Source organism: Rhizobium leguminosarum (assembly GCF_019798305.1).
In the GTDB taxonomy this organism is placed as follows: Bacteria; Pseudomonadota; Alphaproteobacteria; order Rhizobiales; family Rhizobiaceae; genus Rhizobium; species Rhizobium leguminosarum_U.
In genome coordinates, this window is the sequence record NZ_JAAXDD010000005.1 from 102,628 (window position 1) to 126,898 (window position 24,271).

The following is a 24,271-nucleotide window of genomic DNA, read 5'->3' on the forward strand; positions in this document are numbered from 1 at the left end:
TGGGTACACTTCCATTGAATTATCGCGGCACAGCCGCAGTTTGAACAGAACGGTTTTGCGCTATTATCATCGGTCGAATATAGGAGATGCCTGTCTATGGCTGAGAAAAAATTGAAGGTTCTCGCTGCCTCGTCAGGAGGCGGCCATTGGGAACAGCTGATGGCCATGCGCGGCGCATTCGAGGGCTGCGATATTGTCTTTGCAACGACCATCCCGGGGCTGCTTGCCAAATACGACATTCGCGACGGCCTGGTGCTTCCCGATTGCAGCCGCGACTCGATCACAATGTCGATCCGGTGCTTTTTCAGCGCCTTCTCCATCGTCATCAAGCAGAGGCCAGACGTCATCATCTCGACCGGCGCCGCACCCGGACTTTTTTGCCTGCTTGCCGGCAAATTGATGGGCAAGCGAACGATCTGGATCGATAGCGTCGCCAATGTCGAGAAGCTGTCCCTATCGGGAAAATTGGCTGGCCATATTGCGACGCTCTGGCTCACGCAATGGCAGCATCTTTCACGGCCGGATGGCCCCCACTACGCAGGAGCTGTCCTTTGATTCTCGTCACCGTCGGAACGCAGCTGCCATTCGATCGCCTCGTCAAGGCCGTCGACACCTTCGCAACGGAACTGTCCAAACCGGTTCTGGCACAGATCGGCAGGGGCAGCTACACGCCACAGAACATGAAGTGGATCAAGAATATCGAGCCGAAGGACTTTGATAAGGTCTTTCGCGATGCAACCATCATCGTCTCTCATGCGGGAATTGGCACTGTGCTGACGGCCAAGCGTTTTGGGAAGCCGATCATACTCGTTCCCCGGAAGGCCGCTCTCGGCGAGCACCGAAACGATCACCAACTCGCCACCGTGAGTCAGCTCGCGGGCCGGCCGGGCATCTATGTCGCGCATACCGATGACGATCTCAAAAACTATCTCCTCGAAGATCTGGATAGTCCGTCTCACGAAGATGCGTCTGAGGCCGGCCGGGCTTCGCTGGTCAGTTACTTGAAAAATTATATTGCCGCCGTCTGAACCCGGAAGCCGTCACGGATTGTGACGGGCATGTGAGAGAATTTTTCATTCTCCGCAATTGTTGCCGGTGATGCGTTTGACGAGTTCAGGCGTGATGATTTTAGAGGCGATGTCGGGCAGAGGATGCGCGCCATCAGGAATTGCCGTAACCAGATCATCCGGCGTAAGACGCTCCCAGTTGGGCCGGTGGTCGACAAATTCCAGGCCCCGTTTTTGCGCCTCCGCCTGATGTGCCGAGATGTAGCTGTCGACAAAGGGGCGGATCAGCCCACGTAATCCTGAAAACGGATTCATGGCCATGACGACAATCCGCGCTTGCGGCAGGCGCTGCCGAAGCCGGTCGAGGATGTCGCCGATATTCTTTCGGCTTTGCGCAAGCGACACGAACCGATGCAGCGTTGCGTCGTTGGCGTAGAGCTCAATCAGGATGATATCCGGCTGCTCGGCAACGACGCGATCGATCTGGGTCAGAGCCCACAGCGACGTTTCACCGCTTTTCGCAACACTATCGACCTTCACAGGCCGGTGCAGGCAGGCTGCAAGCTCTGCCTCAAGGGCAGGCTGCCATCCCCCGCGGGCCGTCAAGGATGTTCCGAAGGCCACTATTTTCAGCGGCGGAGGACTATCGGCATAACCGTTTTTGGTCGCTGAAAGCATCACCAGACACGCCATAAACAGAACCAGTCCACAAGCCGGTCGCCTCTCAATTGGCGCTGCTCGCCAAAGCCGCAAACATATCATAGGGAGACCCTGCAGCAGGCTTGAGACAATTTCGTGAAATGGAAGCTCATACCTCTGTTCAAGCGCCACGAAATAAACCAACCCCAGCCCGGCGAAAGACAACGGCTGCTTTAAGACGTGGGGCTCCTGACGCGAAACAGCCGCCAATCACTCCTGACGAAATACGTGCTGCATCTGATCGGTCAGAGGCTTGGTGAGATAGGATATAACCGTCCGGTCGCCGATCTTGATAAAGACCTCCGCCGGCATGCCGGGATAGAGCTTTATTGTCTTCATCCTGGCGATGCTTTCAGCTTTCGGCTTGACGCGCAGGGGATAGTAGCTAATGCCCGTGCGCTCATCCTTGACGATATCAGGGGCGATAGAGGTAATCTCACCGCTCACATCAGGCGTCGTGCGTTGATCGAAAGCGCTGAAACGCACATCGACGGACTGACCGACGTGAACCTGATCAATGTCGCGGGTGGCAACTTTCGCCTCGACCGTAAGCTCGTTGTTTTCGGGCACCACGAGCATCAGCGTCTGACCAGGATCGATAACGCCATTGACGGTGTGAACCGAAAGTTCGTGAACTCGCCCAGTCAGCGGCGCGGTAATGTCGAGACGGTGCAACTGATCGACTGCGGTTCCGCGGCGCTCTTCATATTCGGCTATCTGCGCCTCGACGTCGGTCAGGTCCTTTGCGATCTCAGATCGCCGATCCTCGTCCAGCTGGATCGACTGGCGATCAATCTCGATTGCCTTGCCCTCGGCCTCCGCCTTTGCTGCGATTTCCTGGCCGCTATTGCCCTGGAGATCGGCACGTGCCCGCTTGAGCTGATTCAGACGCTGAAGCGTGACCAGCCCCTTCTTGTAGAGCGTATCAATGCCCTCAAGCTCCTGTTCGATCAAGCCCATGGAATCGTTGGTAGCGTTGATCTGAACGACCAACCCCTTTACCTGTTCGGCCAGCTGATCCTTGCGCGATGCCAGCTGGCTCTTCATCCCGATAAGCGCCGACCTGCGACTGTCGAACAACTTCTGCTCGCCATCGAGAAGCTTCTGCGCGGAGGTGCTGGATGTCAGATCGGTGATGTTTTCCTCGACCTCGAACGATTCGGCGCCGATCCGTTCCGCCTTCAGACGGGCACGGCGAGCATAAAGCTGAGCGAGCGTGCTTTCGACAATCGAGAGGTTCGCTCTGGTCGTCGTTCCATCGAGCCGGATCAGGACCTGCCCTGCCGTCACATGGTCGTTTTCGGAGACCAGCAATTCCGACACGATACCACCTGTCAGGTGCTGGATCTTCTTTACATCGCCGTCGACGACGATCACACCCTCGCCGATGACTGCACTCGAAAGCTCTGACGTCGCCGCCCAACCGCCAATGCCGCAAACGAGGGCTATCGACAACACACCGACAACGGCAACATGTCGATTGAGGGAGCGTTTCGATTCACTGATAACCTTGCTCACAATCTTCCTTCTGGCCTATTCGGCCGCATTCATGCCGTCAACGACGACTTTAAGCTGAGCCACACGCTCGGCAATCGGCGTACGCGCCGCTTCCGGCCGGCTGACCCTTGCCAGAACTTCCTCTTTGGGACCGAACGCGATCATACGGCCTTCCTGCATCATCAGCACGAAGTCGCAGACCGCCAGAACGCCGGACCGATGTGCGATGACAACGACAATGCCGCCGCGCGCCCGCACGCTCATGATCGCGGCACTCAGCGCCCGCTCGCCTTCTTCATCGAGATTGGAGTTCGGTTCGTCGAGCACGACGAGGAATGGTTCGCCGTAAAGCGCTCTTGCAAGCGCGATACGCTGTCTCTGGCCAGCCGAAAGCGCAGCACCGCCTTCGCCGATTTCGGTTTCGTAACCGTTCGGTAGACGAAGTATAAGATCGTGAACACGCGCCGCCCTCGCTGCGGCAACCACAACCTCGGGCGACATCTCCTTCGCGAAACGGCAGATATTCTGCGCGACGGTCCCCGAGAAAAGCTCCACATCCTGCGGGAGATAACCGATATGCCGGCCAAGTGCGTCGCCGTCCCACTGATCCAGCGCAGCTCCATCGAGGCGAATGGATCCTCTGACGGTCGGCCAGATGCCCATCATCGCCCGTGCCAACGACGACTTGCCCGAGGCACTATAACCAATGACCCCAAGCGCGCTGCCCGCCCTTAAGCCGAAGCTGACATCGGAGATGACCAGGCGCTGGCCCGCCGGCGGTCCGCTCGCCAAGCCCTCGACAGTGACTTGCTTGGTAGGAGCCGCGAGCGCCAGGGGGGCTGGTATCTCAGGAATGGTTTTCAGCAGGCTCGAAAGCCGCGCCCAGCTCTGCTGAGCAGAAACGAAACCACGCCAATTTCCAATCGCCGCTTCGACAGGCGCCAAGGCGCGCGAGGTCAATATCGAGCCCGCGATGATAATTCCCGAAGAGGCCTGCCCTTGAATGACCAGGATTGCGCCGGTCGCGAGCGTTCCCGATTGCAAAGCAATACGGAAAATCTTCGACAAGGTCGCATATCCGTTGCCGACATCCGATGCCTGCCGAGTGATCGTCCGGTATTCACTGTTCTTGCGGTCCCAGATTTCGGCCATCGTGCCTGCCATGCCCATGGCGTGAATAACCTCGGAGTTGCGGATCGAGGTCTGCGCGAAGGCATTCCGCATATTGGCGGAGTCAGACTGCTTTTTTGAGAGCGTACGCGTTCCCTGATTGGTCATGAACGTCAGGATCGCGAGAACCAGCGATCCACCGATCGCGATATATCCGATCGCCGGATGAAAGAGGAAGCAGATCACGATATAGAACGGCAACCAGGGCAGATCGAACATCGCTGTCGGGCCCATACCGGACAGGAAGGTTCTGATCTGGTCGAAGTCGCGCAACGGCTGAAGCCCGTCGCCGCCGATTTTGACCTTCAACGGAGCCTTGATCAGCGCGCGGAACACGCGTCCGTTCACCATCTCGTCAAGCGCACCGGCAACACGCACAAGCATCCTGCTTCGCAGAACCTCGAACGCTCCTTGAAAACAGTAAAGCATTAACGCAAGTATTGCCAGGACAGCTAGCGAGGGTATACTTTTACTAGGGATGACCCGGTCATACACCTCAAGCATAAAAAATGAACTTGTAAGGTATAGGATGTTAATAAGCGCGCTTGCTATTCCAATGAAAACAAGCCCCCCCTTGCATTTCCTTAATGCTTTGGATGGCTCGCTGACATCAGCTGCTGAATTCTGAAACACGAAATAATCCCTCTCTTACCGCATCGCACGAAAGCAAATATGCCGGCGCACACTCCAGCTCCGGGTCCATCACGCCCGATCAATGACACGACTGCATTGGACCCCCGACACCGGCGCCGGACCGCTTGCAAGCCCACGACCTATTACATGAATCCAACCAAAAAGTGGCCAAAAACTCCAATTTATAACGAGCGGTTTCAGGGATTCTGTCTTGACGCTACGCTAAATATACCAACCTAAGCAAGTGAAAATCGCAAATTGCCCAACAACGGCGCAGAGAGATGAACGTATGGCGCGCATATGTGTGACGATTACTCCCGCGTTAACTATAAATTCAATCTATAGTTCATTTTTCCTTTGAACGGCAGGACTATTTTTTTATCCGCGCCTTCGACCGCCGACACCGCTTCATCATCAACCTTTCAGATGTTGAACAGCGGGCCGGCGCTCTCTTTGGCGTGATTCAAACCAGCAGGTGCGATGCTTGGCTGCTATGGAAAGCGTCCACATCGATATACACGCCGAGCGAGTCCGTATCGATGTGAGAGGCGCCGTCAGAAATCTTATATTGGAAGGATTCGCTGACCTTTCCGCTGAGACCGGCGATTTTCGCCGCATCGACCGTATACGTGTAATCACCATCGCTCTCCACATGGATGACGCCGTATTTCCCGGTCAGCGTCAGCCCATGCTTATCCACTGCACTGTCACCGAAGCGACGAAGCAGCACGGTTCCATTGATTGCGCTATCGTTTTCGAGGAGGTTGCCATGATAAGCGCTGCCCGTATCCGTCGAGATCTTCAGGCTGTCATGGGCTGCGAAAATCTTGGGAACGGCGACGGTGGGTGCGGTGGAAACCTGCGCTTCAGTCGCGGGCGCCGGAGTGCTTGTCTGCGTCGGTGTTGACGGTTCGACATGCGGCTCCACAACCGGTGTGGCAGGCGTCTCACTGTTGGACGGGGTGTTGCCAGTCGCAGCGTCGAGTTCGGCCTGCGCTTGCTCCAGCGTTTTATTGTCGTTGATCAAGAAGGTGCTCTGGAGGGCAATTGCGACCGGCATCGTCAACGTCGACACCACACTGTCGATGATATTATCATGGAAAGAGCCGGATGCAGGCCTGTCGACCTTCAGCGCCGAGGACGACAGGTCGTCAAAGACATTACCATGAATGTCGATATCCGTGCGTGTATAACTTGGGTAACCTGCAGCGCTGATCGACACTCCCCAGACGCCGTTATGAATATAGTTTCCACTGATATCATAGTTTGTCGCATCGCCCTGGTCGCCAAGGCCGATGCCGAAAGACCAACTGTAACCGCCATATTCCGAAATGTCATTGTCGTGGATGGCGATATTCTTGCCTGCGTTGGCACCTATCCCGAAACCGCCGCCGACCACGGTATTGTCCTCGACCACTGCATTTACGGCCCGAACAAGCACCAGAACGCCCTTTGCGCTATTGGTCTCCGTCTGCTCCAGACGGTTCCCCTTGATCAGGATATTGCTGCTGTCGTTCAACTGAACGGCGTCTGCCGCAGCGCCCTGGCTATTGATGACCAGGTTATTGACGATGGTAACGCCGATCACTTTATCCATCCAGATGCCGTCTCCATTCACCCCGGAAATCTTGCTGTTTTCGATGGTAATGTTCTGGCTGCTCTGGAAATTGACGGAACCGGGCTTGCCGGCAATTCCGGTATTTTCGACCTCGACGTTGCGGACGGTCCAGTTAGAGACATTTCCCGCATATATCGCCGCACCGCCGGTATCAGCAATCTTGATGTTCTCCACGATGATGTTTGAAGCCTTCGATCCGTGGATGCCGTCATTACTACTGTGAATGACCGGCGCATCGCCAACGCCGTAACTCCCAATTGTAATCGGAGAGCTGACAGTGCCGGAGTATTTCAAGTCGAATTGCTCGTTAAACACGCTTCCGGCGGCAAGCAGCACGTTGTCTCCCGGCTTTAACCTCAAGGATTCGACCGCGGAAAGCGTCGCGAAAGCCGACTGCTCGCTCATCCCACTATTCTGATTGGATCCCGTTGCCGAATTTACATAGTAGACGGTCACACCATGATCTCCCAAAGATACTGGAAAATCTTTTACCTGCTGACCTCTCTCTGCCTCCTAAAATGGAACACTAAAATGCGTTCTATCTCGCGATAATTCTTACATCCTCTACAAGATATCTTAGCTTCTCGAATATTTTGCATTGCAAAAAAAGTTGCGCTGCACAATTATGAACAAGTTATCTGACATAGGCAGCGGCATTAAGACTATCTTCCAGGGCACGCATATTAATTTGCGAAAATTCCGCCTCGAAAGAAAGCTTACTTGATAAACATATGTGACAAGAGCACGACATCAGTTACTTCGCCGAAAACCATGAGATCGAGCGAACAACCAAACAAAACAGCGATGTCACGCTATAGCCCGTAGTGACTATGTCAATATCTCATCTGCATATCTGGACATCAGTGTATTTTTATAAAATGCCTTTGAATAACCATTCTTCCCTCCTAACGAAAAATGGATTCGTATCTGTAATTTGACATTTTCACTTATATTTAACGTAACAATCCCTGGCGTTTCATTGTCTTGCGCGACTTACAGGTGTGTCATTATTGTACGATACACCCCAAAATGTTCACGTGCTGTTAATTACACGCTTGACTCTCTGTATTAAGATATCCTTAATCGGGCAGCTCGCTAAAGGTCAGAATTGACCTAGCAAAGAACAATTCAAGGAGAGAACCGATGGCTGTTCACGCAACCGACGATAGTGCAACATTCCTGGAAACTGACGCCATTTCAGGAAATCTGCTTTCCAACGATTCATCCGATAACGGACACCTGTTCCTGCGCGCCTTCGACGGTGCGAGCGTCGGCGCCAAGAGCGGCAACAGCCAGGTCACCGAGATCCAGGGCGACTACGGCACCTTCTTCGTCAAGCCCGATGGCAGCTACACCTATGTCCTGAGCGCCGCTGCCAAGATCGGCTTCACCAATGGCGAATTGATCCAAGAGAAGGTCTCGTACAAGATCTCCGACGGCAGCGGTCATACCGATGTCGGCCTGTTCACGCTGAACATCCAGGGCGTAACCCAGGTAAAGCCGATCGCGGTCGACGACCACTACAGCTTCACCGAGGGCGACGCCATCGGCGGCAACGCCCTGGACAACGACATTGCCGGCGACAATGGTCATCTCTTCCTCCGCCAGTTCGGCGCCACGACCGTAAACGGCAATCCAAGCGCAACGACCGATGTCGCCGGCACGTATGGCACGTTCCATGTCAAAGCGGATGGAACATTCACCTATGATCTGGCAGTAGATGTTGCTCCGGGCGATCACGTCACGGAAACCATCCAGTTCTACAAGATCTCTGACGGCGAAGGCCACACCGACGTCGGCGTCCTGACACTTAACATCACTGGCGCGGACGCAGAAGTCTGATCATCGATAGCCAATCAAAAACAAAGCCCGCCGCATAAGCAGCGGGCGTTGTTTTATACAAGTTGAGCTCCGGTCAAGAGAATGAGCCGCAGTGCTCAGTTGCCGGCAACCAGATGGACCGCTAACTTCAGCGGTGCTCGGAATTGCCTCCAGAACAGCACGATCATATTCCATCGGGCGTTGGTTCACTGCCTTTTTGGAGCTTGGAACTGTCTTTGAAAACCGGCTCGGTGATTTACTTGCTGCAACGCTGCCGGAACCGCGCCGTCGCGGCCTCTCCAACGCTCGTCCAGGTCTGATCGAAGATCGGACGAAGCTGCGGGCTAATCTCTTTTATCGTGGCGTTGACCCTGCAACGATCGCCCAGTTTCAGCATCGTCGTAAGATCGCTATCGAGGGCGCGCTTTGCCGCGGTAAGCGTTGCATCGGTAAAATCGTTCCAGAAATAAAACCGCGTCAGAACCATCACTTGGTCGTAGGGTGCGAGCACAACCGAACGCTTCATCATTCCCGCAATCGCGACCGGCTCTTCCGCAATTGTCGACTGCACGGCCGCAAGGCGAAGCCAAAAATTGCTGTTCGTCGGCATGCATGAAAGCGCATACCGCAGATACTGGCGCGCACTCGACGCCGCAACGGCCCAGGCGTCGTAGTTGACATTGACATTCTGCCGATCGAGTTGCGCCAGAACGAGGGTTACGCCAGCAGCCACGATGTCTGATCGACAATAATGTCCGTCAACGACGTCGACACTACGCAACGCATATTTGGTCACGACGTCATCCGCGACCGTCTCTCCACGCTCGATCCTTTCGGCGACGATCGAGATGCTGGCCGTTCTTATCGAAGCGGAGAGCTCTCGACCGGCCAGCACCACAAAGACGACGGTGACGATAACGAAAGCGATCCTCGTAACCGAAACGAACCGATCGCAGAACATCAGCTTTCGGTATAGTATCGCGAATAACGCTTATAATAATACTCGCTCGAACCGAATGTCCGGTAAAGTTTCATCTGCGACGGGTCGACCTTGGTCAATATAGTACCGACGCATTTCGCATAGAGTTCCGGCTCGGACAGCAGGGTCGACTGCACGACCTTGCGCGATGTCTTTCCCCACTCGATAACGAAAACCACCGCATCGAGCTTCGAATTGATCGCGCGCGCGTCCACAACTGGCGCCAAGGGCGGCAGGTCGACGATAATATAATCGAAGCTTTGACGTGCCGTTTGAAGAAGCTGATCCATGCCGCGTGACGCAAGCAGCTCCGACGAATGCGGAACACGATACCGTGCCACCGTCGGCAAAAATGCGAGCTTCGTTTTTGGATCGAGAAGGATGAGATCCTTGAGCGGACGGCTGTCAACGATCGCCTCGAGCAAACCGGCCTCGGCATGGCGGCCGATCGCTCGGGTGGCACCGGGATTTCGCATGTCGCCGTCGATAAGCAGGCAACGCGCACCCTGCATTGCCAGGAGCTTTGCAAAATTGATGGATGTCGTCGACTTCCCCTCGCCTGGCAAGCTCGACACGACGCCGATGACCTTGCAGCGCTGATCGGCAGCACTGAGGTCGATGGCTATCTTGGCGCTTCGAAGCGTCTCGGCAAATGCCGAGAGCGGATGCTCCTCGACATAGGTCGTGGTCTTCCCGCCCCTGGCAATGCTTCGCGGATTGCCGGGATCAACGAGCGTCGGATCGTCGACGTTATTTTCAATCAGCGGCATGACACCGAGAGACTCGACATCGAGCACGTCCCGGACATCGTCGCCGGTGCGGAAGAACCGATCCCGGAATTCGCGGAAGGCGGCTATACCACTTCCAAATGCACATCCCACGAACATCGCGAAAGCCACGACGAGAGCTCGCTTCGGAGCGCTCGGCTTCGTCGGCGTCTCCGCCGTCGTGATGATGCGAGCAGCGGTAATCGGAAAGCTCTGCTGTTGAATTGCTTCCTGATAGCGCGTCAAGAAGCTCTGATAGAGATTCTTATAGGTATCGCGCGTGCGCTCGAGTTCGCGAAGCTGCACCTGCGTTTCGCCGGCCGTTGCGGCTACGCCCGTCGCCTGCGTCACACTGTCGCGCAGAGAATCTTCTCGCGATTTCGCGACCTGCAGCTCGCTTTGGTAGCTTTCGGCGATACGGTTTAACTCATCGAACATGAGCCTCTTATATTCTTCCATTTCCGCACGAAGCCGAACCGCCTGGACGTGATCGGGACCGAGCCGCGCCTCAATTTCGGTCTCGAGCTTGGAAGCTTCCAGATATTTCTTGCGTAGGTCGTTCGAAATGGAACTGTCGAGCACATCCGTGACGATCGCATCGGTCTGCTTGGCGTCGATGATCGACTTGACGCGGGCATATCTTGCCTCGGCCTTCGCTGTCTCGGCCTGCGCATTGATCAATTGGGTGTTGATCTCGGAAAGCTGCTGCTCGCTAATCAGCGTACCGGATCCGGCCTCGACGAGCCCATGCTCGCCGCGGAATTTTTGAACCGCAAGGTCGGTGTCCAGCGCCTGCTGCCGGAGCTCTTCGATACGCTCCTGCAGCCATTGGCCGGCCCGGCGTGTCGCCTCGTATTTCGAATTGAGCTTGTCGACCAGATAGACGTCGGCGATCCCTGCCGCGATATCACGCGCTAGGCCGGGCGACTGCGCGGTATAACTGACGTCAAGGACATAGGAGCGGCCGACGCGTTCGACATCAATATTGCCTGCGACAGTCTCCGCGGCGCCTCGGCGCCTCATTTCCGGATCGGGGGCGACGACTGCATCATCGGCAAACCACGACCGAAAATTCATGAAGGATTTCAACGTTGAAACGGAAAAAAGCGAGCTTTTCGGTCCCATGAACTCCGGATTGTCGACGAGTTTAAGTTTGTCGACGACAGCATAGGCAATCGTATCGGACTTCAACAGCTCGACCTGACTGAGGACAGTACCTTCGTCATCGTCCATCTGGCCGAAAGCCGCCAACTGGTTGATCACCTGACTATCGCTGCGGTCGATCAGCACGCTTGTGTCGGCGGTGTAGACAGGCACCGAAGTCAGGACATACACAATGCCGAGAATGGCGAAGGCGAAACCGCACGCCGCAACCATCCGCCACTGTCGGCGGGCGATTGCGATGAGCTTGTCGAAATCGATGAAGTCAGCTTCGTTTCCAGTATCGCGGGAGGGGTCGATACGCGGCGTAAGTTTATCTGGCGATAGCAATTTCGATCTCCAACAAAAGCGTCAAGCGCTAAGATCTACGGGCAATTCCAGCTATTGTATGACCGGGACACTCTGGCTCGTCGACTGCGTCGGATCGGTGGACGACTGCCCAGCCGCTCCGATGCTGACGAACGTCGTCGTTGAAGTCGACGATGAATCATCTGCGCCGGCATTCGAAACCTTCAGCGTGCCCGCAGTTGTGGCAGCGCCGTCGAACGGCGTACCATCGTCCGCTCCAGGCCCGGTTTGTCCAACTTGCCCGTCATTGCCGATGCCAGATGCGGCGGCGGCACTTGCACCCGGGCCAAGAGCTGCGGTCCCGCCTTCGGCAAGGACCTTTGCAAAGGCGGCAAGCAGCGGCGCGAGGTTGGGATCGGCAATAGCCGCGTCGGCAACGGCTTTTTCGATCGCCAGCTTGAACTGTGGATCCGGCACCTGACAGCTGTTTGCGGCCCGCGCCAGACCGGAGCCAATAGCCGCCATTTGTCCGGCACTGGCCTTCTTGGCCTGCTCGATCACCGGCGACAGCGCGTCATTGCTACTCCCGACCAGCGCGCGAACACGCGATGACAAAACCAACGGATCGGACATGTCGAGCAGAACGACGGGATTAGCTGAAAATCCACTGATATCGCCGGAAGTCAGATTTGCCGAACCCAAGCAAGCTGCCGCAAAAGCGCTTGAATTCATGCCGGCAAACATCGCGACGACGATTCCGCTATACGCAAGCTTACGATAAACACCAGACCTTGCCATAACCATAGTCCTTCATCAAATCCGCTACATAGACCGCCGTCATTGATCGTTCGCGATCGATAACGGCCCGCCTATGTCAATCAATTTCCAAGATCCTGGACCGCATTGCTGGTATCGTTCGCATCGTCGGCCACTCCGGAAATAGTGGACGATACCGAGTTTACGATGTCAAGGAACTTGACCAATTCGACAGAGTCCGAATTGGAAATATAGATAATATCCTTGTCTTCCATCTTGAATTGCTGAACAGCAAACAAGGTTGCCGGATCGCGAAGATTCGCGCGGATGATCACCGGAACCGTTTCACCCGTAAATCTCGTCGCGTCCACGTGCATCGCTGCAACCGTTTTCTTGGGGACAAGGCGGTAGAGCAGGACCTGAGCCGGATCAGCGCGGTCGTCGCGCAGGCCGCCCGCCTTGGCGATTGCCTCTCCAAGGGTCAGATCAGACTCTTCGAAATCGAAGCGGCCACTGACGCCTGCGGCGCCGAGCGCAAGATATGTGCGACGCTCATGATCGATCGAGATCGTGTCATCGGGCGCAACATAGATATTCTCGGCCGGGTTCTTCAATAGCGTCGTGTAGGCGACGGTTGCCGTCTTGCCACGGCGCTGCAGCGTCACATTCGTTTCGATATTGTTGGTGGTCAAACCGCCCGCGGCGGAAATGACATCCAGAACGCGCTCACCGGCCGGGCTTATCTCGACGCGTTGGGGATTGTTGACATCACCGAGCACGGCAACCTGACTGGAGCGGCTTGTCGTTGTCGTAATAACCACCTGCGGCTCGATTGCGCGGCTTGCCAGGCGATCCTCGACGTCCTGCTCTACAGTCTCCTTCAGGCGACCGGCAGCCGGAACCCGACCCGCATAGGGAATTGTGATCGTCCCATTTCTATCGATGGTCTGCTCTGGCAGCGAGATGTAATTGCCGGGTCGGCTACCTGCGTCCGATGGAATGAAGAGACCGCCGGACTGAGCTTCGAAGATGGCAACCTGAACGACATCACCGAAACCAAGCGGAATTTCGGGCGCCCCGCCTCGACCACCGCCAAAACCCTTGAAGGATGTTGGCTGGGGAGCGGTAAAATACGACAAGACGTTCTTGCTGAGATCAATCAGGGCGTAGTCGATACCGACGCGACGTTCCTTCGTTGTCACTTTCACGGCTGCATCGCGATCAACATCTTTGTGATCGGGACCGGATCTTGGCAACGATGTGCAGCTTGCCAATATAGTCGTTAGCGCTACAACAATGGCGACGCGTGTACTACCGATACGAGAACAACCCATAGAATACCCTGCGTTTACGCCCCTGAAGCTACTGCCCCGCAATCTGACAAAATACAAGACGATCCCCGATCAATAACACTGAAAGCCGATTAACATTCCCCTAACTGTGGCAGGCTGGCAACGCCGAGCCCTGTAGGAAGCGAAAACGACTTCGGTTCGACTTTTTTGCGTCGCAACAATACGAAGGCTGCCCCCGCTATAAAATTTCTTGGGTTTCAGAGTCAACCGTTCGCACTTGCACAATCGATCTTTTCCGAAAATCTTATTAAAATCCATCCATTTAAACTTTACGTGGTTAACGGCCGCTCATATGCCATGTCCGCCTCTCCATTGCTACGCCCGAGGCTTATCGCGACAACCGCACTGAGAAAGGCGGAGTAAAACACCGCAAAACCCGGTATCTGCAGCGAAAAATCGACCGCCGCATGAAGGGCGATCAAAACCGTCGCCGCCAGACCAAGAAGAACATAGTGCCTCAGGCGCCGCCTTTGGACGAGCCCGCGCCAAAACACTCTGGCGAGTACGAAAAAGGCAAGGACCGTCGCAATCGGAAACAATATACCGAGGCCCAGAAATCCTTCGAGATAGAAATTATGCGCACGGTCGAAGACCCCGAAAATTCCGCAAGCCGGATCGCGGTAGGCGGAGAACACGGTCCGAAAGGTACCGAGCCCGCTTCCCGTCAACCAATGATCCGAAATGGCACGCCATATGCCCGGCAGGATGCAAAACCGATCATCATCCTCGAGCCGCCGCTCTTGCGCGCGCAAAATCGCCTGGCCCGCAAACACCGTCAGCAGCACGACCACGAATGCAATCGCCGAGAGGAGCTTCAGCATCGAATGCCATCTTGGCGCCGGTCTCAGATGACGCCTCGAGCCGTTCCAATTGATGACAAGCCAGGGAAAATAGATGAGAGCGGCAACAAAGGTCGCAAATATCCCGGCGCGCGAGCGGCTCAGCATCAACGCGGTGAAGCATGCGCATAAGAGCAGCATATAGATCCAGGATCTCAAGAGAAGAGCGTTTCGGCCCGGTTCGCCGGGCGGATAGTTCGAATAGGCACGAGTAATATCCCTGACCAAGGTCAACATCAGCAACGTTCCAAGCCCGAGGAAGGTCGCTGCGGTATTGCGGTTGACGAAGACCGCGGTCAGGCTGTCGAGATAGGCGTGTTTCTCGACGACGATCAGGATGTCGGGAAACAGCAAAAACTGCAGCAGGCCGAAAGTAGCGATGATGCCCGCCGAAAGCCCGAGGCCGGCAAGCACTTTCCTTGCGCGCTGATCGGTATCGCATAAGAGGAGCCCGGTCAGGAACGTGACGAAAGGCAGCGCGACCCGAAGGATCGACGCGAACGTGTCGGCCGGTTCAACCGAGATCGCCGCGGACTGGGCACCTGCCAGGTCACGCGCGGCATTCCAGGCGGGATTCGCCAACCAATTGGCGGGCAATTCGATGGTTTGGATGAACGCCCAGCCCGCCAGGACGACGAGTAGAAACAAAGCGATACTGAAAACCCATCTGCTTTGTCTCGGCTCTCCGAACAGCAGTCCCGAAATGATGGCGAGGGCAAACATCCCGATCGCGGCGAAGGTGAAGGGAAAGGGTGTAACGCTCCCGAACGGTATGAGCGTCAATATAACCAGGCCGATGAAGGCAAAAAGCAAAACCTCTCGCAAGACCCGCTTATTGATGAGGTTGGAGAACATGTGAATTCGTTTACCAGAGTAAGCGGCGACCAAAGCCATTGCAACCAAAGAGATTAATTTACTCGTACTAACATAAGTTGAACATCAAGCACTTGCGTGCTAAAGTGTAACAGAATTCCACATCGTTTAAAATTGTCGCGAAAGGTTTAAGCCAATCGAGACGAGGCCCGGCTATGCTCCTTTCCAAGCAGCAGAAACGGGACAGATATTCTGTGCCCAATACTTGGCAGATCATCAGATCGCCATGCCATTGACCGAGAAAAAAGGCAAGCCTGATCTCAATCGGTTGTCCTGACGGGGATTAAGAGATGAAGAAAACATTGGTTACACTTCTGACACTGGCCTTTACAGCAGGCAATGCGTGCTCGGCATTTGCCGCCGGTCCCGCAGGTATTGCCCGAGGCCTGACGCGCAACTCGGCGGTCAGTTATATCTCTGAAAAAGGCACGATCATTCCGCCTTTCGCCCAGGTGCTGTTCTGCGCCCAGAACCCGACCGAATGCCGCGACAACAATGGCCCTGCAGTCGTAGCGCTGACGGACGCGCAAATGCTGCAACTGAAGAATGTGAATACGTCGGTCAATCGCACGATGATGGGCCGAAACGACCCGGGCAACGAACTGAACGGCGATGTCTGGAAGGTGAATGTGCGCAGCGGCGACTGCGAAGACTTCGCGTTGACCAAGCGCAGCCGGTTAATAGCGATGGGCTGGTCGTCGCGCGCTTTACGAATCGCAACGGCATATACACCCTCCGGTGAAGGACACGCGGTCCTCGTGGTCAGAACCGACAAGGGCGATCTCGTGCTCGACAACAGGAAGAGCAGCATCAAGAACTGGCGCGATACCGATCTTCGCTGGGACAAGATTCAATCGGGAACAGACCCCTATGTCTGGTACCGGCTATAACGGCCGAGGCAGAGACATAGACTGATTGATCCTGTTTCCGGATTGAAGTCGAGCCTGCTCTGACGAGCCGCTCGACTTGTCATATCGCCCACACAAACCTATGTTTTGCCTATCGACGGGGCAGCGCGCGGCAAGCTGCGGTGCCTGGAGTTCGATTTTCGATGTGGGTTTCAGGCGATCTTCGGTATTGTCTTTTCGTCCAGATTAACTATGACGAACGTCATGCTGCGACGCAGCATGACGTTCTACTCTAATGATTTGAGGGAAATATGCGCATCACGATGATTGGATCAGGCTATGTCGGCCTCGTTTCAGGCGTTTGCTTTGCGGATTTCGGCCACGACGTCATCTGCGTCGACAAGGATCTGAGTAAGATCGAAGCCCTTCGCGAAGGCCGCATTCCGATCTACGAGCCGGGTCTCGAGCAACTGGTCGCCGAAAATACCAGCACCGGCCGGCTGTCCTTTTCGACCGATGTCGGCGAAAGTGTCCGCAGCGCCGACGTCGTGTTCATCGCTGTCGGCACGCCGTCCAGGCGCGGCGACGGCCACGCGGATCTCTCCTATGTCTACGCCGCTGCACGCGAGATTGCCACCTATGTGGAAGGCTTCACCGTGATCGTCACCAAGTCGACGGTGCCGGTCGGCACGGGTGACGAGGTCGAGCGGATCATGCGCGAAACCAATCCCGCGGCAGATGTCGCCGTCGTTTCCAATCCGGAATTCCTGCGCGAAGGTGCGGCGATCGAAGACTTCAAGCGTCCCGACCGTATCGTCGTCGGCCTGAACGACGACCGGGCGCGCGAAACCATGACCGAGGTCTACCGCCCGCTCTATCTCAACCAGGCCCCACTGGTCTTCACCACTCGCCGCACCTCCGAACTGATCAAATATGCGGCCAATGCATTTCTCGCGATGAAGATCACCTTCATCAATGAGATCGCCGATCTTTGCGAACGGGTCGACGCAAACGTCCAGGACGTTTCACGCGGCATCGGCCTCGATGGCCGTATCGGCTCCAAGTTCCTGCATGCCGGCCCGGGTTACGGCGGCTCGTGCTTCCCCAAGGATACGCTTGCTCTTGCCAAGACGGCGCAGGATTACGACGCGCCGATGCGTCTCATAGAGACGACGATCTCGATCAACGACAACCGCAAGCGGGCGATGGGACGCAAAGTCATTTCGGCCGTCGGCGGAGACATTCGCGGCAAGAAGATCGCGATCCTTGGCCTGACCTTCAAGCCGAATACCGACGACATGCGCGACAGCCCGGCGATCGCGGTCATCCAGACCCTGCAGGACAACGGCGCGCAAGTGGTCGGTTACGATCCCGAGGGCATGGAAAACGCCCGCAAGGTGATCGAGAACATCGAATATGCGAGCGGCCCGTACGAAGCGGCCGCTGGTGCGGATGCGATTGTCATCGTCACCGAATGGAACCAGTTCCGCGCGCTCGATTTCAATCGCCTGAAGCAGTCGATGCGCACTCCGATCCTGGTCGATCTGCGCAATATCTACCGCAGCGACGAGGTCCGCAAACACGGCTTTACCTATACCGGTATCGGCACCAACCTTTATCAGGAAGGGACCGGCGCCTGAGATAGCTCCATCAACTTTTATTGTCCCGACGCCGCGGAGCATAATCCGCGGCGTTTGGTTTTGAGCATGACGCCGAAAAGTGTAGGCGTTTTCGGACGACACCATGCTTGCCGATTTAGAGGATTCCGACCCGCGTCCCCTTTATCGTCAGCACGGTCAGCCGGCCCGTCGCCGAAACCGCAGTGTCGATACCGATGCGTTGCGGACCGAATGTCGGGATTCGCGCCGGGGTATGCCCGTGGATCACGAGGACAGGAAGCTGCGGCCCTTCATCCAGGAAGGGCTGACGGATCCACATGAGGTCGCTGTCTTTCTGCTTTTTGAGGTCGACGCCCGGTTTGATGCCCGCATGAACAAAGACGACCCTTCCTATCCGCAGCATAATCGGCAGCGATTCCAGGAATTTGATATGCCGCTCGGGTATCATGTTGCGGATGACGCGGGCAATTGTTTCGCTTCCGGCCGCCGACTCCAGCAGATGCTCGATGTCGATACCGTATGAGTGCAGCGTCTCCGTTCCGGCAAAGCCGAGCCATTCGAGAATGCGTGCCGGCTTGCGGTAGAGTTTGACCAGCTCCGCGTCGTGATTGCCGCACAGGACGAAGCGCTGAAATCCCGGCGGCGGGGTCTTGCTCAGGAACTCCAGCACCGCACTCGAATCAGGCCCGCGATCGACATAGTCGCCAAGCATGACGATGAGTTTCGGTCCCGGGATGCGCGCGGCATCCTCGACGATGCGGCGATGCACCTCGACGAGCTCGTTATAACATCCGTGAACATCGCTCATCGCGTAGACCGCAGCGAATTCGCCTTCGGCAAACGTCAGCCGAGCACGTCTGTTACGATTGCCGGCCAGTATCGGTATGCGTCGTCGCCACGGCCCTAGATAGTTAAACATGTAACCCATTTATGAGACCCGACCGAATGGTGGGCTGCCGGAAATAATCCATTTCTTATCCATCGCTGCAACGGCATGAGGCTCAGTCTTCATAAGAAAGTTGGGCGAATCGCAGCCCATCGAAGTTGTAACCGCATTGCCACATTCAGAGCGACATTATCCTTCGCCATCTGCTGCACCGCCTGCGCCCAAGCCCGCCGGACTGGTCGCGACCGAACGCTGCGCATCCAGCATATCAAGCAAGGATGATCGTCCATCCTTGTAGCTCCCGATTGAAAGCGCAAGCGTCTCCTGCGTAGTCTTCACCTGCGCCCGCAGCGCCTGAACGGTTTGCGCGTCGCGGTGAACAGATAATAGCGCGCGCTCAAGCTCTTTGAGGGCGGTCAGATACTGCACCTTCGCATCGGATCTCGTAATCTCCACATTCGCGCGCAGCCGTCCGCCATCGAAGATCGGCGGGTTGAGGGTCGGCATGAAGGACTAGGTGGTCAGATCGCCATTGGCGCCGCCTGCCTGTTTTATGAATGACGGCGAGCTCGAACCACTAAGAGTGATGCTCGGATAAAACTGCGATTCGGCAGCGCCGATATAGGCCGTTGCAGCGGCGAGGTCACGCTCCGCTGTACGGATGTAATTATTCATGCTTGGGAGGGAGCTGCGGTTAATATTACGCTATAGTTTGCTATATGACGATTAATCCGGCGTTAAGCCGGCGATTATTGCGTTTGTCGCCACATTATCGGCTAATATTCCCCAAATGGAGGAGCAACAGATATCGGATTTCCACAGGCGTGACATTCGAAAAGCTGCATAAATCAACTATAACGCGAGGCAGCAGGAAAAAATGAACGTTAAAGCAGATCACGCTTGACGCCCTTGCGGCGCAGCATAATGATGGCGCGTTGCGAGCGTGAATGACATTCTTGATCAGGAATCTCAGATCCAAGACTGCGGGGTGCAAAGTGGAAACTGCGGTTGATTCGAAGCTTATCGAGGCGATCACCTACGACGAAGACAGCCGGCATCTAAGGGTCTATCTGACCAATGGTCAGAGGCGAGAATATGAAGGCGTTCCCAAGGGTGTCGTCGTCGGTTTGACGATGGCGGCATCGCCAGGAAATTTTTATATGAAGGCAATCAGGGGCAAATATCCCCCCCGTCCCTAATGCTTATCGAGAACGGATGATACTACCATCGTTCCAGCAAAGATGCGGGACCGGCATTCGCCGGTCCCGCAAATCAGTCTCCCGCCAGCTACTTGCATAATTCCTTAAGTCGGAATCGATTGAAGGACAAATATGCTGCACTTCAAAATGCTGCAGCGTCCCTTGTGCGTCTAAAAAGACGCGTGGCGCTGTCACGGCGCGCCGTCAATAATTGCCGAGGAAATCGCGAACCGCATTGATCTCGAGCGGCGCAATTTCGTGACCGCCGGGGTGCCAGACCACCCTGACGTCCGCCTGTCGGTTTTTAAGGTGTTCGGACAGCGCCTCGGTCATGGAGACGGGCGCGATCGGATCCCGTTGTCCCGCCGTCACCAGCACCTTTCTTCCCACAAGCGTTACCTGGGCTTCGGGTTGAAACGGAATGAGCGGGTGCATCAAAACCGCGGCATCGAAGATACCCTTCTCGATCAGCACGTTGGCAAGAATATTTGCGCCGTTCGAAAATCCCAAACCGAGAATCTCGGAAGCCCGGTACTCGTCAGCGAATGCCTTGACGTAGGCAGCCATCTTCTCGGTCGCGCGCGAAAGGTCGGGCATGTCGTAGACCCCTTCCCCGGTGCGTCGAAAGAACCGCGCCGCGCCGTGTTCGGAAACATCGCCGCGCGGGGAGAGAATCGTCGCTTCCGGCAGCAGGCGCCGACCGAAGTCGAAAAACTGGTTTTCGTCGCCACCGGTGCCGTGCAGCACCAGCAGGATAGGTTTATCAGGCGCACCGGCATGCAGCCGGTGCACATATCCAGTTTCGGTCATATCGCCTCTCCTTACGCTTCGAGCGGCTGCAGGTGCTGCTCGAGCAGCGCGCGAAGATGGGCGTGCTGCTGCGGCAGTTTCAGGGATTCGCCGAGATGGGCCGTGTCCTCGTCGTGGTCGAAACCTGGCTCATTGGTCGCGACCTCGAACAGCACGCCGCCCGGCGTACGGAAATAGATCGCCCAGAAATAGTCGCGGTCGATCACCGGCGTGACCTGATAACCCGTGTCCATCAGCGCCTTGCGGACTTCGAGCTGCTTCTCGCGGTTTTCGACGGCGAAGGCGACATGATGAACCGAGCCGGCGCCGGGAAGCGCGCGGGCGATGTTCGGCATGGTCTCGAGATCGATGAGATGCGCACCATTGCCGGAGGGCTTGATCAGCCGCTTGACGCCGTCCCTTTCTTCAGCGACCTCGTAGCCCATGAACTTCAAGAGTTCGGCCGTGGCGCCCTCGTCCCGCAGCCGCATGGCAACGGAATGGAAGCCGCGAATGGCGTGATCCTCGCTGATGCCGCCATGCGTCCACGGCTGGCGGTTATCGTCCTCGACTTCAACAAGCGCGAAACCGTCACCGTCAGGACCGGAAAAATTCAGGCGTTTCTCGCCGAAACCTTCCTCAGCCTTCAGCCCGTCGATACCAAGCGTGCTGAACCGATCGCTCCAGAAACTGAGCGAGCCCTGGGGAACGGAAAACACCGTCGTGCCGACCTCACCGGTGCCGGGACGGCCCTGCGCCATCTTCGGGAACGGGAAATAGGTCATTACGCTGCCGGGTGTGCCGGCCTCGTCACCGTAATAGAGGTGATAGACATCAGGCGCGTCGAAATTGACAGTCTTCTTGACGCGGCGCAGACCGAGCGCATTGGTGAAAAACTGGTTGTTGGTGCGGGCGTCCTGCGCCATCGAAGTGACGTGGTGCAGACCCTTGATCTGATTGAGCATTTGAGACCCCTTTCATGCCCGCCGTTGCGGGCTTTCGATGGGCCATAAATGCGCTTTCCGACGCCCGCGGAATAGACTCGCCAACCAAAACGCATCGTCTTCTTTTTGTGAACACTCCGCTGTCATCGTTCAGGAAAACTCAGAAATCGTGCGGACTGACCGGCAATTGCCAGTCGATCGGCGCGCGCCCGCGCGACTGCAGGAAGGCATTCGCCTTTGAAAAATGCCCGCAGCCAAAAAACCCGTTATGGGCCGAAAGCGGCGAGGGATGCGGCGCCCTGAGCACGAGATGCCGCGTCGTATCGACGAAGGCGGCCTTGCGCTGGGCATAGGAACCCCAGAGCATGAAGACCACGGATTCACATTCATCGTTGACCTTGCGGATGACGGCGTCGGTGAAGCGCTCCCACCCCTTGCCCTGATGAGCAGCCGCCTGCCCTTCCTCGACGGTCAGCACGCTGTTCAGCAGGAGCACGCCCTGTCTTGCCCAATGTTCGAGAAAACCGTGCCGTGCCGGCGCTATGCCGAGATCCGTCTCCATCTCTTTGTAGATATTGACGAGGGAGGGCGGTATGCGCACGCCCGGCCGGACACTGAAACACAGCCCATGGGCTTGCCCAAGTCCATGATAGGGATCCTGGCCGAGGATGACGGCCTTGACGTTGGAGATCGGCGTCAGATCAAGGGCGCGGAAATATTCGCTGCCCTTGGGGAAAATCCGCTTGCCGACCTGCTTCTGCGCGACGAGGAAGGACTTGAGCTGTTGCATGTAAGGGCTTGAAAACTCCCCCTCCAGCGCAGCCTTCCAGCTCTCCTCGATACTGACGGATGTATCGCTCATCTAGGAAAATCCTTCGCATATGACGAAACAACGGACACACGGTTCTAACAAAATCGATCTACGCTGCAATGCCTGCCGGCGCGGCAATGGGTCTACACCTTGAGAATTCGGTGAGAAAATCGCGAGAAGCTGTCCGAGGCATCGTCGTCCGTATTTAACTATATGATGGCTTCGGTATTTACGCCGGCGGGCGGCCTGAGTAGAACCTTGATGGTGAAATCGGAGTCATGTCTTCCTATGAAATTCGGCACGAGCGGCCTTCGCGGACTTTCAGTGGATCTAAAGGGACATGCCTCCGCCCTTTATGCTACGGCGTTCGGCAAATATCTGCTCGGAACTGGTAGGGCCAAAGCTGGCGATGCCATTCTGATCGGCCGCGATTTTCGCGATTCCAGCCCTGAAATCTCGGGCAATTGCGCCGATGCACTCGCTGCGCTCGGCTTCCCGATATTCGACTGCGGCAATGTGCCGACACCCGCACTTGCCCTCTATGGCCTCGAAAGAAACGCCGCCTGCCTGATGATCACGGGCTCGCATATTCCGGCGGACCGCAACGGCATTAAGTTCTATCGGCCGGATGGCGAGATCGACAAATCGGACGAGGCGGCGATTACTGCACTGGCCGCCGAGATCGAACGAAACGGCGAAACGGTGGTACAACCACCGGCCGAGACGGAAGACCACGAGGCCGCTTGCCGGCAGCTCTTTTTCGAACGCAATGCAGCCCTGCTTCCGCAGGGCGCGCTGTCCGGCATGAAGGTCGGTGTCTACCAGCATAGCAGCGTCGCCCGCGACCTGTTGGTTGATGTTCTCGCCCATTACGGCGCCGAGATCACCGCTCTTGGACGTTCGGAGAGTTTCATTCCTGTCGACACCGAAGCCGTTTCCGACGAGACGATCACGCTGATGAAGCGCTGGGTGTCCGAGCACAAGTTGGATGCGATCGTCTCGACCGATGGCGACGGCGATCGCCCGCTGGTCGCAGACGAAACCGGCACACCGCTTCGCGGTGACCTTCTCGGCCTTGTGGCAGCCAATTTCCTCGGCGCCGGCACGGTGGTGACGCCGGTTACCTCCAATTCGGGCATCGAGGCCGCGGGCTCGTTCGCCGTCCGGCGCACCCGCGTCGGCTCGCCCTTCGTCATTTCAGGCATGGAAGAGGCCGTAGCGGCCGGCGAGGATCATGTCATGGGCTTTGAAGCCAATGGCGGTCTGCTGACTGCAACCCCTTTCGATATCAATGACAGAGCCGTGCGAGCCTTGCCGACGCGCGATTGCTTTATCCCGATGCTCGCGATCCTGTCGCTCGCCGCCACCCGCAAGCAGCAGCTTTCGGCCGTTGCCGCCTCCTACCATCTGCCATTTGCCGCCGCCGACCGCCTGGAGAATTTTCCGGTCGAGACGAGCGCGGCGCTGATGCAGTATCTGCGTGCCACCGATGAAAATCTTTCGGCTTTCCTGCAGCCGATCGGCGAAGTGGCTGCGAAGTCCGACATCGACGGACTTCGCGTGACACTGAAAGACGGTAGGATCATCCATTTCCGCCCATCAGGCAATGCGCCGGAAATGCGCTGTTACGTGGAAGCCAGGAGCGAGACCGCAGCCCTGGATCTGCTGACCGCCGGGCTGACCCGTATACGAGACTGGGCAGACGCCCGCTAAAC

The 24,271-nt window shown here is 56.5% G+C and carries 20 protein-coding genes and 1 pseudogene; 7 read left to right on the forward strand and 14 right to left on the reverse strand.

What is annotated here, in order from left to right:
• Positions 1 to 96 precede the first annotated feature (96 nt).
• Complete coding sequence (locus HFO99_RS10590) at positions 97 to 555, forward strand: glucuronosyltransferase (RefSeq protein ID WP_018073798.1); 459 nt, start codon at positions 97 to 99, stop codon at positions 553 to 555.
• Positions 552 to 1,028: a glycosyltransferase gene (locus HFO99_RS10595; protein ID WP_222331237.1), complete on the forward strand. Its 477-nt coding sequence runs from the start codon at positions 552 to 554 to the stop codon at positions 1,026 to 1,028. Before HFO99_RS10590 ends, HFO99_RS10595 begins: the two co-directional genes overlap by 4 nt.
• Positions 1,029 to 1,073: 45 nt before the next feature.
• Here HFO99_RS10595 and HFO99_RS10600 read toward each other — a convergent pair whose 3' ends face one another.
• From HFO99_RS10600 to HFO99_RS10615, 4 genes are all read right to left on the reverse strand, one after another.
• The gene (locus tag HFO99_RS10600; RefSeq protein WP_222331738.1) at positions 1,074 to 1,769 is read right to left on the reverse strand and encodes an SGNH/GDSL hydrolase family protein; all 696 of its coding nucleotides are present in this window, start codon (positions 1,767 to 1,769) and stop codon (positions 1,074 to 1,076) included.
• A 147-nt stretch (positions 1,770 to 1,916) separates the two neighbouring features.
• On the reverse strand, positions 1,917 to 3,224 hold the full coding sequence (locus HFO99_RS10605; RefSeq protein WP_222331236.1) for an HlyD family type I secretion periplasmic adaptor subunit: 1,308 nt from the start codon (positions 3,222 to 3,224) through the stop codon (positions 1,917 to 1,919).
• A gap of 15 nt (positions 3,225 to 3,239) precedes the next feature.
• Entirely contained in the window at positions 3,240 to 5,006 is a 1,767-nt protein-coding gene (locus HFO99_RS10610) for a type I secretion system permease/ATPase (RefSeq protein WP_018073794.1), read from the reverse strand.
• A gap of 463 nt (positions 5,007 to 5,469) precedes the next feature.
• Complete coding sequence (locus tag HFO99_RS10615; RefSeq protein WP_261323090.1) at positions 5,470 to 7,095, reverse strand: right-handed parallel beta-helix repeat-containing protein; 1,626 nt, start codon at positions 7,093 to 7,095, stop codon at positions 5,470 to 5,472.
• Positions 7,096 to 7,767: 672 nt separating this feature from the next.
• Between HFO99_RS10615 and HFO99_RS10620 the strand changes: the two genes are divergently transcribed.
• The gene (locus HFO99_RS10620; RefSeq protein WP_222361067.1) at positions 7,768 to 8,466 is read left to right on the forward strand and encodes an Ig-like domain-containing protein; all 699 of its coding nucleotides are present in this window, start codon (positions 7,768 to 7,770) and stop codon (positions 8,464 to 8,466) included.
• Positions 8,467 to 8,701: 235 nt separating this feature from the next.
• Here HFO99_RS10620 and HFO99_RS10625 read toward each other — a convergent pair whose 3' ends face one another.
• The 5 genes from HFO99_RS10625 to HFO99_RS10645 all read right to left on the reverse strand — a co-directional run bounded on the left by HFO99_RS10625 (position 8,702) and on the right by HFO99_RS10645 (position 15,442).
• Positions 8,702 to 9,406, reverse strand: a complete 705-nt coding sequence (locus HFO99_RS10625) for a hypothetical protein (protein ID WP_222361069.1) — start codon at positions 9,404 to 9,406, stop codon at positions 8,702 to 8,704.
• Entirely contained in the window at positions 9,406 to 11,682 is a 2,277-nt protein-coding gene (locus tag HFO99_RS10630) for a polysaccharide biosynthesis tyrosine autokinase (RefSeq protein ID WP_222252232.1), read from the reverse strand. Before HFO99_RS10630 ends, HFO99_RS10625 begins: the two co-directional genes overlap by 1 nt.
• Before the next feature lie 51 nt (positions 11,683 to 11,733).
• Positions 11,734 to 12,444 carry a sugar transporter gene (locus HFO99_RS10635; RefSeq protein WP_222361071.1) on the reverse strand — a complete coding sequence of 237 codons (711 nt, stop codon included), beginning with the start codon at positions 12,442 to 12,444 and terminating at the stop codon, positions 11,734 to 11,736.
• 74 nt (positions 12,445 to 12,518) lie between these two features.
• Positions 12,519 to 13,730, reverse strand: a complete 1,212-nt coding sequence (locus HFO99_RS10640) for an SLBB domain-containing protein (RefSeq protein ID WP_222331232.1) — start codon at positions 13,728 to 13,730, stop codon at positions 12,519 to 12,521.
• Between the two features lie 287 nt (positions 13,731 to 14,017).
• Positions 14,018 to 15,442, reverse strand: coding sequence for an O-antigen ligase family protein (locus HFO99_RS10645; protein ID WP_222361073.1), 1,425 nt, complete (start codon positions 15,440 to 15,442; stop codon positions 14,018 to 14,020).
• A gap of 308 nt (positions 15,443 to 15,750) precedes the next feature.
• On the opposite strand from HFO99_RS10645, the gene HFO99_RS10650 reads away from it, so the two are divergent.
• Together HFO99_RS10650 and HFO99_RS10655 are read left to right on the forward strand one after the other, a co-directional pair.
• On the forward strand, positions 15,751 to 16,350 hold the full coding sequence (locus HFO99_RS10650) for a transglutaminase-like cysteine peptidase (RefSeq protein ID WP_222252236.1): 600 nt from the start codon (positions 15,751 to 15,753) through the stop codon (positions 16,348 to 16,350).
• A gap of 269 nt (positions 16,351 to 16,619) precedes the next feature.
• Entirely contained in the window at positions 16,620 to 17,948 is a 1,329-nt protein-coding gene (locus HFO99_RS10655) for a UDP-glucose dehydrogenase family protein (protein ID WP_222308860.1), read from the forward strand.
• 115 nt (positions 17,949 to 18,063) lie between these two features.
• Here the strand turns inward: HFO99_RS10655 and HFO99_RS10660 are convergent, their stop codons facing one another.
• Both HFO99_RS10660 and HFO99_RS10665 read right to left on the reverse strand, forming a co-directional pair.
• Positions 18,064 to 18,855: a metallophosphoesterase gene (locus HFO99_RS10660; RefSeq protein WP_222252237.1), complete on the reverse strand. Its 792-nt coding sequence runs from the start codon at positions 18,853 to 18,855 to the stop codon at positions 18,064 to 18,066.
• An 80-nt stretch (positions 18,856 to 18,935) separates the two neighbouring features.
• Positions 18,936 to 19,476: pseudogene (locus HFO99_RS10665) on the reverse strand (TolC family protein); the annotation flags it as partial.
• A gap of 284 nt (positions 19,477 to 19,760) precedes the next feature.
• On the opposite strand from HFO99_RS10665, the gene HFO99_RS10670 reads away from it, so the two are divergent.
• On the forward strand, positions 19,761 to 20,012 hold the full coding sequence (locus tag HFO99_RS10670; protein ID WP_018481622.1) for a KTSC domain-containing protein: 252 nt from the start codon (positions 19,761 to 19,763) through the stop codon (positions 20,010 to 20,012).
• Between the two features lie 204 nt (positions 20,013 to 20,216).
• Here the strand turns inward: HFO99_RS10670 and HFO99_RS10675 are convergent, their stop codons facing one another.
• The 3 genes from HFO99_RS10675 to ung form a co-directional block, all read right to left on the reverse strand.
• Positions 20,217 to 20,822, reverse strand: a complete 606-nt coding sequence (locus tag HFO99_RS10675) for an alpha/beta hydrolase (protein WP_222252238.1) — start codon at positions 20,820 to 20,822, stop codon at positions 20,217 to 20,219.
• Positions 20,823 to 20,833: 11 nt separating this feature from the next.
• Complete coding sequence (locus HFO99_RS10680) at positions 20,834 to 21,766, reverse strand: VOC family protein (protein ID WP_222361075.1); 933 nt, start codon at positions 21,764 to 21,766, stop codon at positions 20,834 to 20,836.
• Between the two features lie 139 nt (positions 21,767 to 21,905).
• Entirely contained in the window at positions 21,906 to 22,607 is a 702-nt protein-coding gene (gene ung / locus HFO99_RS10685) for a uracil-DNA glycosylase (RefSeq protein ID WP_222331230.1), read from the reverse strand.
• Between the two features lie 237 nt (positions 22,608 to 22,844).
• On the opposite strand from ung, the gene HFO99_RS10690 reads away from it, so the two are divergent.
• Positions 22,845 to 24,269 carry a phosphomannomutase gene (locus tag HFO99_RS10690; protein ID WP_222252241.1) on the forward strand — a complete coding sequence of 475 codons (1,425 nt, stop codon included), beginning with the start codon at positions 22,845 to 22,847 and terminating at the stop codon, positions 24,267 to 24,269.
• Positions 24,270 to 24,271: the final 2 nt, after the last annotated feature.

What these genes read in the sequence shown, in the direction of transcription:
- HFO99_RS10590 (WP_018073798.1), top strand. Translation starts at nt 97, where the DNA reads ATGGCTGAGAAAAAATTGAAGGTTCTCGCTGCCTCGTCAGGAGGCGGC.
- HFO99_RS10600 (WP_222331738.1), bottom strand. Translation starts at nt 1,769, where the DNA reads ATGATATGTTTGCGGCTTTGGCGAGCAGCGCCAATTGAGAGGCGACCG.
- HFO99_RS10620 (WP_222361067.1), top strand. Translation starts at nt 7,768, where the DNA reads ATGGCTGTTCACGCAACCGACGATAGTGCAACATTCCTGGAAACTGAC.
- HFO99_RS10625 (WP_222361069.1), bottom strand. Translation starts at nt 9,406, where the DNA reads ATGTTCTGCGATCGGTTCGTTTCGGTTACGAGGATCGCTTTCGTTATC.
- HFO99_RS10635 (WP_222361071.1), bottom strand. Translation starts at nt 12,444, where the DNA reads ATGGTTATGGCAAGGTCTGGTGTTTATCGTAAGCTTGCGTATAGCGGA.
- HFO99_RS10640 (WP_222331232.1), bottom strand. Translation starts at nt 13,730, where the DNA reads ATGGGTTGTTCTCGTATCGGTAGTACACGCGTCGCCATTGTTGTAGCG.
- HFO99_RS10645 (WP_222361073.1), bottom strand. Translation starts at nt 15,442, where the DNA reads ATGTTCTCCAACCTCATCAATAAGCGGGTCTTGCGAGAGGTTTTGCTT.
- HFO99_RS10650 (WP_222252236.1), top strand. Translation starts at nt 15,751, where the DNA reads ATGAAGAAAACATTGGTTACACTTCTGACACTGGCCTTTACAGCAGGC.
- HFO99_RS10655 (WP_222308860.1), top strand. Translation starts at nt 16,620, where the DNA reads ATGCGCATCACGATGATTGGATCAGGCTATGTCGGCCTCGTTTCAGGC.
- HFO99_RS10660 (WP_222252237.1), bottom strand. Translation starts at nt 18,855, where the DNA reads ATGGGTTACATGTTTAACTATCTAGGGCCGTGGCGACGACGCATACCG.
- HFO99_RS10670 (WP_018481622.1), top strand. Translation starts at nt 19,761, where the DNA reads ATGACATTCTTGATCAGGAATCTCAGATCCAAGACTGCGGGGTGCAAA.
- HFO99_RS10675 (WP_222252238.1), bottom strand. Translation starts at nt 20,822, where the DNA reads ATGACCGAAACTGGATATGTGCACCGGCTGCATGCCGGTGCGCCTGAT.
- HFO99_RS10680 (WP_222361075.1), bottom strand. Translation starts at nt 21,766, where the DNA reads ATGCTCAATCAGATCAAGGGTCTGCACCACGTCACTTCGATGGCGCAG.
- ung (WP_222331230.1), bottom strand. Translation starts at nt 22,607, where the DNA reads ATGAGCGATACATCCGTCAGTATCGAGGAGAGCTGGAAGGCTGCGCTG.
- HFO99_RS10690 (WP_222252241.1), top strand. Translation starts at nt 22,845, where the DNA reads ATGAAATTCGGCACGAGCGGCCTTCGCGGACTTTCAGTGGATCTAAAG.